The organism is Paraburkholderia nodosa DSM 21604 (assembly GCF_000519185.1).
GTDB classification, from domain to species: Bacteria; Pseudomonadota; Gammaproteobacteria; order Burkholderiales; family Burkholderiaceae; genus Paraburkholderia; species Paraburkholderia nodosa.
The window spans coordinates 28125-37195 of sequence record NZ_KI912595.1 but is presented as its reverse complement, the minus strand read 5'-3'; the positions used below and the strand labels follow the sequence as shown (position 1 = coordinate 37195).

The window sequence follows — 9071 nt, the reverse complement described above, 5'->3', positions numbered from 1 at the left end:
TTCAGCCCGCCGTCGGTGATCCATGCTGCTCCATCCGGACCGACGATCACGCCGTGCGGCGCCGATCCGTTGCCGAGCGGGATCCGCTCGATCTTGCCGCTGCGCGGGTCCAACCTTCCGACTGCGCCTTGCGCCTGCGCGGTGTACCAGACGGTGCCGCCAGGCTCTGGCGCGACATCGTGCGGTGCGCTGCCGGAGGNCAAAGCAAATGAGTCGAACGACAGGGACAGAGCCTGCGCCGAACCTGGTGCCAACATCGCACCAACAAGAACCGACGCAAAATATCGGAAGAAGCGGGATGCGCTAATACCGTTCACCGTCGCGCAAACCGCTGTATTTGCGATGTGAACCACGTCCGCCTCCGTGACGGGATTTTGCTGGCACTGATGCGTGCTTATTGTGGCACTAACCGGGAGAATTCTCGGCCTGGGCGCAGACAAAGTGTGTGACAGGCATTTGTCTGCGATTAGCAGGCGGCTCGATGGGCGCGCAACGACGCATGGCGAACTGAGCAAAGGAGCGGCCACGCGCGCGGTGGCCGTCTTATGAGGGCGAATGCGTGAATTCGGCCAGTTACGGACGGTCGACCCCGCACGGCGAATCGTCGACAATCCGGTCGCTTGCTCGGGATTTCTTTGCGAGTTCAGCAGTTGGCAAAACTCAGCTCATCGAACCGATCTACGAAGATCTGTCGGATTCAGCCCTGCCCGAAGGCAATGACGTATCCGTTGCAATCGCGCACGAGCAGCTCTCGCATGTCATAGATCCTATCAACCGGTCCTTCGACAATATCGGCCTTCTTCGCGCGCAGCTCCGCGGCAAGTTGATCCACATTCGAGACGTAGACATAGGCATCAAACGTTTCGCCCATGATGGTTCGATTGGGCCGCGCGACCGGAGTCCTTGGTGGCCGCACCTGCCGGAACATGATGTTCACGTCGTCGCGTTGGACCATGACAAAGCTTGGTGGAACACCAAAGAACTCGTCGAAGTTAAAGCCCAGAACATCGCGATAGAACTCTGCCGTCGCAAACACGTCATCTACCAGGAAATAAGACGCTGATCGCATCATCCTGCAGTCTGCAGATGCTGGATTGGTAGTCATAGGTAACCTCCGTGGAGTATGATACCAAAAGTATCAATAGAGATACCTAAAGTCAAGCATGATAACGGGCATACAAATCAGGGCAGGTCGAGCGCTTCTCGGTTGGGATCAGACGAAGCTTGCGGAGATGGCCGGTGTTTCGAAAATCACGGTCAAGCGCCTCGAAGCCGCAGGCGAGGATATCCACGCGCATTTTGCGACGGTCATCAAGGTGATGGCCGCATTTGAGAGCGCCGGCGTGTTGTTTCTGAGCGCAGAGGCTGGTCTCGGCTACGGCGTGCGCCTGCGTCGCTAAAGCTACGCCGACGTTGCGTTCTTCGCGAGATTCCGGCTGAGGAGTGCAACCGGCCATCTATTGCGCGTGCGGCATTTCCTTGGTTCCCGCTGTCCGCTTTGTAGGGAGCCCAAGGACCGTTCCGGGTCGAACTGAGCCGGATGCTGTCGGACTGAGCACGGCCAGGAACCGTCCTTCGCAGTTGCATGGCGAATGTCTCCTGACAAGCGACGAGTCGCCATTTGGTAATGCGACGGCGACCTTCGCGTCACCGTCACCTTCACCTTCGCTTCGAGCGTCGTTGAGACATTCACGAGGCAGTCCTTAGGCCTGGCTGTTCTCTTGTTTGCTGGCGCGTGCAGCAGCGTACCGAACAGCCTTTGTGAGGCCGCCTTGAATAGCTTGGCCGGTCGCAGCCGGGCGCGTCAACGCTCAGGTCTCGATCAGCTGCAGGAACTGCCGTACGCGTGGACTGGTGCCCTCGCCAAAGAAGGCTTGCGGTGTCGTGTCTTCGGCAACCACGCCGCCGTCCATGAAAACGATCCGATCCGCAACATCTCGCGCAAACCGCACTTCGTGCGTGACGATCAGCATCGTCATGCCCAGTCTTGCGACATCGCGCATGACGGTCAGGACGTCCTCCCGTAGCGCTGGATCGAGAGCGGAAGTGGGTTCGTCGAAGAGTATGACTTCCGGATCCATCGCGAGCGCCCGCGCAATCGCTACGCGCTGCTTCTGCCCCCCGGACAACCGTCCCGGATACTCGTTGGCTTTTGCCGCCAGGCCAACCTGTGTCAGCAGGTGCATTGCACGCTCCGATGCCTGCGCGCGGGGAATGCCTTTGACGCTGACCGGACCTTCCATCACGTTTTCGAGTGCTGTTCTGTGCGGAAACAGGTTGAACGACTGAAACACCATTGCCGTGCGCTGGCGGATCGCGCGGATTTTCTTCTGGCGCTCGCGTGATGGTTTCGATGAACCGGCGCATTCGACATCAATGCCGCACACAGTCACGGTGCCGGCATCCGGCATTTCGAGGAAATTCAGTGAACGCAGCAGCGTGGTCTTGCCCGAACCGGACGGACCCATCACAACGACAACTTCGCCTTTCGATACGCTGAAGTCGACACCGCGCAACACCTGGTTGTTGTCGAAGGCTTTAGAAAGCCCACGAACTTCGATCGTCCTGATATCCGTATTCATACAAAACGCCTCGACAAACGATTCTCGAGGATTGTCTGGACTATCGTGAGAATCTGGTTGATGCCCCAGTAGATGATGCCGACCATCAGAAACATTTCCATGTAACGGAAGGTGGTTGCGCCGACCTGGTCGGCCACGCGGGTCAGTTCTACCACTGTGATGGTCGAAGCGAGAGACGTGTCCTTGATTAATGCAATCAGGCGGCTGCCGACGGGCGGAATGGCAATCCGTAGACCCTGAGGGAGGATAACCCGCGACATGGCTTTCCAGTAACCCATGCCCAGCGACATCGCTGCTTCCCACTGGCCCTTGTCCACCGCGTTGATCCCAGAACGGAAGTTCTCGCTCAGATAGGCTGCCGAGAACAGCGTTAGCGCGAGAAGCGCGGCAGGAACCGGGTCAAGTGTCAGACCGTAACGGGGCAAGCCGAAATAGATAAGCAGCATCTGCACGAGCAGCGGCGTACCACGGAAGACGGAAACATATGCGAATGCGAGCGCGCGCAGTGCGCCCATGCTTGAGACACGGGCCAGTGCGACGAGCAACCCCAGCGTCGAACCAAGCACGAACGACGACAACCCAAGAAAGAGCGTCATCAGCACCGCGCTTCTCAACAGCGGCAGAGAACGCATGAACAGTTCGATCATGACTACTCCTGTTGCGCCTTGGCTTTCGCGATCGTGCCGGCCATGTCGTAATCGCGCCCAACCCACTTCTTCGCAATGGCGTCAATCGTTCCGTCAGCCATCATTTCCGCGATTGCCTTATTGACTGCTGCGCGCAGGGCCGGTTGGCCTTTCACGATAGCCGGCGCTGATAGCTGGTAGATCAAGGGCTCGCCCACTTCCTTCACGGGCAAGTGGTTGACGTGGGCGTACTTCATACCGCCGAAGTGGGAAATAATTACCGCGTCGATCCGCCCACTGCCCAGATCGTTGAAGACGAGCGCCCCATTGTCGTAGGAACGGATATCGGAGTCTTTTAAGTGTGCTCGCGCCCATGTTTCATTGCTTGAGCCGGTGACCACGCCCACCCGCTTGCCTTTAAGCGTGTCTTTGCCCTTGATGTCCGTGTTGCCGGTAGGTACGAAAATGCGGAAATCCTCTACGCCGTATGGATCGCCGAAATCAACCTGTTGCTCGCGTTCGGGCGTAGGCGTGAGATCGTTCATCACGAGGTCATACTTGCCCGTCTTCAACCCCTCCACAAAGTTCTTGAACGAATCTGCGACGAATACTACATTCGGCACGCCGATGCGCTTCCCGACTTCCTTTGCAATCGCGACGTCATAGCCGACAGGATTATTGTTGCCGTCGAGCATGCTCCACGGCGGACTGCTCTGGGTGTTGGCCACGCGCAATTCGCCGTTCGCCTTAGCCTGCGCAAGCAGGTCTGCTGCCTGCGCAGTAGCGGGAAAGCTGAATGCCGTGCAAAGTGTCACGAAACTCACTGCCGTGAGAGCGTGTCTCCATCTATTGATTGTTTTCATGTCGTGCTCACTAATCCAGGTAAGTTGAACGGAAGAAATATCAGGTACTGGCTACGCGGGTTCGTTTGAATGCGTCGAGACCGGCACACAGGTCTTCAAGTAGCATCGCCGGGTCCTCCAACCCGATCGAAAGGCGCACGACAGGCTGGTCGGTAAGCGGAAATGCACGCTCGGCCTGCAACGAAGCCGGATAGTAGGCGGCGAGGCTATGCACGCCTCCCCAGCTCGCCCCGATGGGGAAATGCTGGAGCGTATCGAAGAATGCGTTGAACGCGTCCTCCGGCGCAGGCTGGAGGATCAGGGAGAAGAGACACCCGCTGCTCGCAAAATCCCGCTTCCAGATGGCATGACCGGGATCGGATTGCAGTGCCGGAAACAGCACCTTGTTCACTTCCGGGTGACGTTCGAGTTCCCTCGCAATCTGCAGCGTTGAGGCGCTCTGGGCAGCGAAACGGACCTTCAGGGTTTGCAGGCCGCGCATGACGAGGAAGCAGTCATCGGGGCTGGTCTGCTGGCCGAGAATGCTCTGCGTCTCACGCACGGTCGCGTAGTAACCTGCGTCGTTCATGCTGATGCAACCCGCCAGCAGATCAGAGTGGCCACCGAAGAATTTCGTCGCGGCTTCGATGCTGAAGTCCACGCCGTGTTCGAGCGGCTTGAAAGCGAGCGGGCTTGCCCAGGTGTTATCCATCATCGTCAATACGCCATGACGTTTTGCGACTTCGACGATCGCCGGGACGTCGGACATCTCCATCGTCACCGTGCCCGGCGACTCCATGCAGATCATGCGGGTGTTGGGCTTGATGTACTCACTGATCTCGGCGCCGATCGCAGGCGGATACAGTTCGACCTCGACGTTGAAGTGCGCCAGCCACTTGTCCGCGAACGTCTTTAGCGCGCCGTAGCAGGCAGCGGACACGAGCAGGTGATCCCCGCCCCGCACGAAACCCATGACGGTCGTCATCAGCGCGGACTGGCCGGAGGGCGTCACCACGCAATGCGCACCGCCTTCGAGTTCGGCGATGCGATGCTCCAGTTGGCGAGCCGTTGGTGTTCCTGTGATGCCATAGCTGTAACCGTCCGGTTGTCGCTCCTTGCGGCGCGTAAAGTCGGCCAGAGAATCGAATACGACCGTGGATGCCCGCATGACGGCGGGCGCGAGGCTGCGGAACGGCTGCGGCACCTTCTGGATAGGACTTGTCATCTTGCTCTTTGCGATTGCCTGATGGTGAATTGACGGGTCCAGTTTACTTTCGCCCGCGATTGCATCAACATCGCAAATAATTAGGTCAATAAGTGCAGGTTATGAGGGTCAGAGATATCGAGGTATTCAGGGCGGTCATGAATGCGGGGAGCACGAGCAAAGCGGCGGCGCTACTCGGGATTTCGCAACCGGCTGTAAGCCAGGCCATCAGGCGTCTGGAAACCATGGCGGACTTCAGGCTGTTCGAGCGTGTACGCAGTCGCCTCGTTCCTACCCAGGAAGCCGTCGCCCTGATGCGGGAGGTGGATCAATATTTCCGCGGATTCGAGGTCATCGAGCATCGAATCCGCAGTTTGCGGTCCTACGGATTGGGGCGGCTGGCGATCGCCTGTCTGCCCGCACTGGGCACGGGCTTTCTGCCTCGCGTCATCGCCGCGTTCGATGCTGCGTCCAGAAACGTGCAAATATCGCTGCAGGTAATGAGCTCGCGCGAAGTGCATGAGAAGGTCTTGGCGGGACAGGTGGATTTCGGCCTGATGTCCGACGAGATGTCGATGGCCGGCCTTGAGCACTCGGTATTCGTGCGTATGCCGGCTGTAGCAGTGATGAATCGGCACCACCCTTTGGCTGCCCGTCCTTTCATCGCCGTCGTGGATTTGCCCGAATTTCCCTTCATTGCGCTGAATCCTGAAGACAGCACCAGACTGCGTCTGGACACGCAGCTCACGGCACGTGAAATCCGACTCAAGACGGTCGTCGAAACGCCGTATTCGCACACGGTATGCGAACTGGCACTCGCGGGAGTTGGTATAGGCATCGCTCATCCCCTCGTGACGTTGGACTTCGCAGGGCGGGGGCTCGTCGTGAAGCCGATTGACGTGGAGGTAATGTTCACGGGTGTGCTTGTGTTTCGCCCCGGCACCCCACACACGGAGACTGCGAGGCAGTTCATGCGGCACATGAGAATGCAGCTTGAACATGACCAGAAGACGCTCAAACTGGGGCTAGGCGCTGCGGCGACAGAGGAAGACGAAGTCGCCGCTCGCAAGCGCAGTCGCCGACCGGCAGGCGGGCGTGTTTCCTGAAGCCGCTAGTGCGCGGCTTCTCAGACTATCGGCAGTCACTATTTACTGCTATCCAACGTACGAGCGCGAACACGAACCCGCGGTCTTCAGTTACGTCCAACGCGAACGGTGTAGGGCGAGCGGCCGCTTTGGAGCCCGACGGTGACATTCGCAGAAGCTGACCGACGGGCAGTTGTGGGTCGATGAGGGTCATCGAGGTGGCGGCCCCTAGCAGCACCGCGATAGGCGAAATCGCTCACAAAGCCCTGTCCGGCGAGCCTTCCGGCGGATTTGATGATGTTTGCAAGGTCGGCGCTTCACAAACCGCCGCTTCGTGTAACAGTTTGCCTACGTGAGCATCGCCTTATCATCTGCCGGACCGCGTGGGTTCGAAGTAGCAACGACACCGACTCTCGCCCGACGTCAATCACGAATCAGGTACCGGTCGCGGTTTTTCACGTCCTTGATCCAGTGGGGCGCACGCCCCCTGCCCGACCAGGTTGCGCCCGTCTTCGGATCGCGATATTTCGGAGGCACGACACCCCCTGCCGACGTCGTACGCCCGCGCCTTCGAAGTCCGAAAATATCCCGCTCAGTGAACCCGTAGTCGGCAACCTTGGCCCTGATGTCAGCGAGTACCTCTTCATATTCTGCCGCCCGGGCCGCTGCCGCCTGCTCCTCGAGCGCGGCCATTTGTGCTTTCAGTTCCCTGAATGTCGCCACGACTTATCTCCCGGTTCACACAAAGTGGTCCCGATCTTAGCTCGCTTCGATTTTGAGCGGCTGACAACCGGCCCCTTCACTGCGCGGCAGATTCCGCGAATCGTCTTCGACCAGGCCAGCCCACTACGCACGAAAACAATCGGTGCTGCCGCGCGCAGGCGGCAGCGCCGGGAGAGGTACTACGCTACATGAGGCACTGCACCTGGGCCGCGAGCCGCGTGCGTACGTTCTCGCGATCAGCGCCCGTGATTGCGGAGGCACGCCGTCGGCCTCTGGTTCGGGCAGTGCGCGCAACGACATGCGCAGCGCCCGACCCGGGGCTTCGAAGACACGATCCCGCACGCTCTTTCCGTTCCGGCCGCGGCGGACCTAAAGCGCCCCGAAAGGAGCGTCGGCCATAAAGATAAGCCTTGTTACCAAGATAGACGGTTGCTTAGGTAAACCTGCGCACGCGCTCTAGTGGGAGCGTCCCTATCCGTCGGCTCGTGGTTGTTTCACTTGCGATAGAAACGTCACTTCACGCTAGCCGAGCGCGTCCGAGAGTTCCGGCACGACCGCGAACAGGTCGCCGACGAGGCCGTAGTCGGCAACGCTGAAGATCGGTGCTTCTTCGTCCTTGTTGATCGCGACGATCACCTTCGAGTCCTTCATGCCGGCCAGGTGCTGGATCGCACCCGAGATGCCGACCGCCACGTACAGCTGCGGCGCGACGATCTTGCCGGTCTGACCGACCTGATAGTCGTTCGGCACGTAGCCAGCATCGACGGCTGCGCGCGAGGCGCCGAGTGCGGCGTTGAGCTTGTCCGCGAGCGGNTCNAGAANCNNCGNGNAGTTCTCGCCGCTGCCCAGACCCCGGCCGCCCGAGACGATGATCTTCGCGCTCGTGAGTTCCGGGCGGTCGAGCTTCGTCACTTCACGGCCGACGAATTGCGTGAGACCGCTGTCGGCTGCCGCTTCGATCTTCTCGACCGCTGCGCTGCCGCCTTCGGCCGCAGCCGCATCGAACGCCGTCGTACGCACGGTGATGACCTTGACCGGGTCGACCGATTGCACCGTCGCGATCGCATTGCCTGCGTAGATCGGACGCTCGAACGTGTCCGGCGAATCCACGGCGGTGATATCGCTGATCTGCGCGACGTCGAGCTTCGCGGCGATACGCGGCGTGACGTTCTTGCCCGCGGCCGTTGCCGGCGCGAGGATATGCGTGTAGTTCTTCGCAATCGCGAGGACCGTCGCTTCGACGCTTTCCGCGAGACCGACTTCGAGTTGCGGCGCATCGGCCAGCAGCACCTTCGCCACGCCTGCAATCTTCGCAGCTGCATCCGCAGCCGCCTGCGCATTGTGGCCCGCGACCAGCACATGCACGTCGCCACCAATCTTCTGTGCTGCGGCGACCGTGTTCAGCGTCGCGGCCTTGATCGACTNATTGTCGTGTTCGGCAATAACCAGATTCGTCATTTTCGTCTGCTCCCCTTACAGCACCTTGGCTTCCGTCTTCAGCTTCTCGACCAGCGTCTTCACGTCCGGCACCTTCACGCCTGCCGAACGCTTCGGCGGCTCGGCAACCTTCAGCGTCTTCAGACGCGGCGTGACGTCGACGCCCANGTCTTCNGGCTTNANNNTNTCCANAGGCTTCTTCTTCGCCTTCATGATGTTCGGCAGCGTNACGTAGCGCGGCTCGTTCANGCGCAGNTCNGTNGTGACGACNGCNGGCAGCGTGAGCGACAGCGTTTCCGCGCCGCCATCCACTTCGCGCGACACCGTAGCCTTGCCGTCNGCNACNACNACCTTCGANGCGAACGTNGCCTGCGGNAGGTTCGCCAGCGCGGCGAGCATCTGGCCAGTCTGGTTCGAATCGTCGTCNATNGCCTGCTTGCCGAGAATNACCAGTTGCGGCTGTTCCTTGTCGACCAGCGCCTTCAGCAGCTTGGCCACAGCCAGCGGCTGCAGGTCTTCGTTCGACTCGATCAGGATCGCGCGATCCGCGCCGATGGCCAGCGCCGTGCGCA

The 9071-nt window shown here is 60.0% G+C and carries 9 protein-coding genes and 3 pseudogenes; 3 read left to right on the top strand and 9 right to left on the bottom strand.

The window, feature by feature from the left end; genetic code table 11:
• Both A3CW_RS54230 and A3CW_RS0144585 read right to left on the bottom strand, forming a co-directional pair.
• A partial coding sequence (locus A3CW_RS54230; RefSeq protein ID WP_456152332.1) for a Vgb family protein occupies positions 1–257 on the bottom strand: 257 nt, incomplete at its 3' end.
• Positions 258–697: 440 nt separating this feature from the next.
• Positions 698–1105 carry a VOC family protein gene (locus tag A3CW_RS0144585; protein WP_028209217.1) on the bottom strand — a complete coding sequence of 136 codons (408 nt, stop codon included), beginning with the start codon at positions 1103–1105 and terminating at the stop codon, positions 698–700.
• Positions 1106–1163: 58 nt separating this feature from the next.
• Here A3CW_RS0144585 and A3CW_RS0144580 point away from each other — a divergent pair, with 58 nt between their 5' ends.
• On the top strand, positions 1164–1400 hold the full coding sequence (locus A3CW_RS0144580; protein ID WP_028209216.1) for a helix-turn-helix domain-containing protein: 237 nt from the start codon (positions 1164–1166) through the stop codon (positions 1398–1400).
• A gap of 251 nt (positions 1401–1651) precedes the next feature.
• Positions 1652–1765: pseudogene (locus A3CW_RS53185) on the top strand (IS5/IS1182 family transposase); the annotation flags it as partial.
• Between the two features lie 46 nt (positions 1766–1811).
• Here A3CW_RS53185 and A3CW_RS0144575 read toward each other — a convergent pair.
• From A3CW_RS0144575 to metC, 4 genes are read right to left on the bottom strand one after another with little or no spacing between them, the layout of a single operon-like run.
• Positions 1812–2582, bottom strand: coding sequence for an amino acid ABC transporter ATP-binding protein (locus A3CW_RS0144575; RefSeq protein ID WP_028209215.1), 771 nt, complete (start codon positions 2580–2582; stop codon positions 1812–1814).
• Positions 2579–3229, bottom strand: a complete 651-nt coding sequence (locus A3CW_RS0144570; RefSeq protein WP_028209214.1) for an amino acid ABC transporter permease — start codon at positions 3227–3229, stop codon at positions 2579–2581. The genes A3CW_RS0144575 and A3CW_RS0144570 overlap by 4 nt, the downstream gene beginning before the upstream one ends.
• A gap of 2 nt (positions 3230–3231) precedes the next feature.
• The gene (locus A3CW_RS0144565) at positions 3232–4071 is read right to left on the bottom strand and encodes an ABC transporter substrate-binding protein (protein WP_035515970.1); all 840 of its coding nucleotides are present in this window, start codon (positions 4069–4071) and stop codon (positions 3232–3234) included.
• A gap of 40 nt (positions 4072–4111) precedes the next feature.
• Complete coding sequence (metC, locus tag A3CW_RS0144560; RefSeq protein WP_028209212.1) at positions 4112–5275, bottom strand: cystathionine beta-lyase; 1164 nt, start codon at positions 5273–5275, stop codon at positions 4112–4114.
• A 101-nt stretch (positions 5276–5376) separates the two neighbouring features.
• On the opposite strand from metC, the gene A3CW_RS49990 reads away from it, so the two are divergent.
• Entirely contained in the window at positions 5377–6360 is a 984-nt protein-coding gene (locus A3CW_RS49990; protein WP_245623912.1) for a LysR substrate-binding domain-containing protein, read from the top strand.
• A gap of 402 nt (positions 6361–6762) precedes the next feature.
• On the opposite strand, the gene A3CW_RS0144550 is transcribed toward A3CW_RS49990, so the two are convergent.
• The 3 genes and pseudogenes from A3CW_RS0144550 to A3CW_RS49985 all read right to left on the bottom strand — a co-directional run.
• The gene (locus A3CW_RS0144550) at positions 6763–7062 is read right to left on the bottom strand and encodes an H-NS histone family protein (RefSeq protein ID WP_028209211.1); all 300 of its coding nucleotides are present in this window, start codon (positions 7060–7062) and stop codon (positions 6763–6765) included.
• 522 nt (positions 7063–7584) lie between these two features.
• Positions 7585–8520, bottom strand: a pseudogene (locus A3CW_RS0144545) (electron transfer flavoprotein subunit alpha/FixB family protein).
• 15 nt (positions 8521–8535) lie between these two features.
• Positions 8536–9071 (bottom strand): annotated as a pseudogene (locus A3CW_RS49985) (electron transfer flavoprotein subunit beta/FixA family protein); the annotation flags it as partial.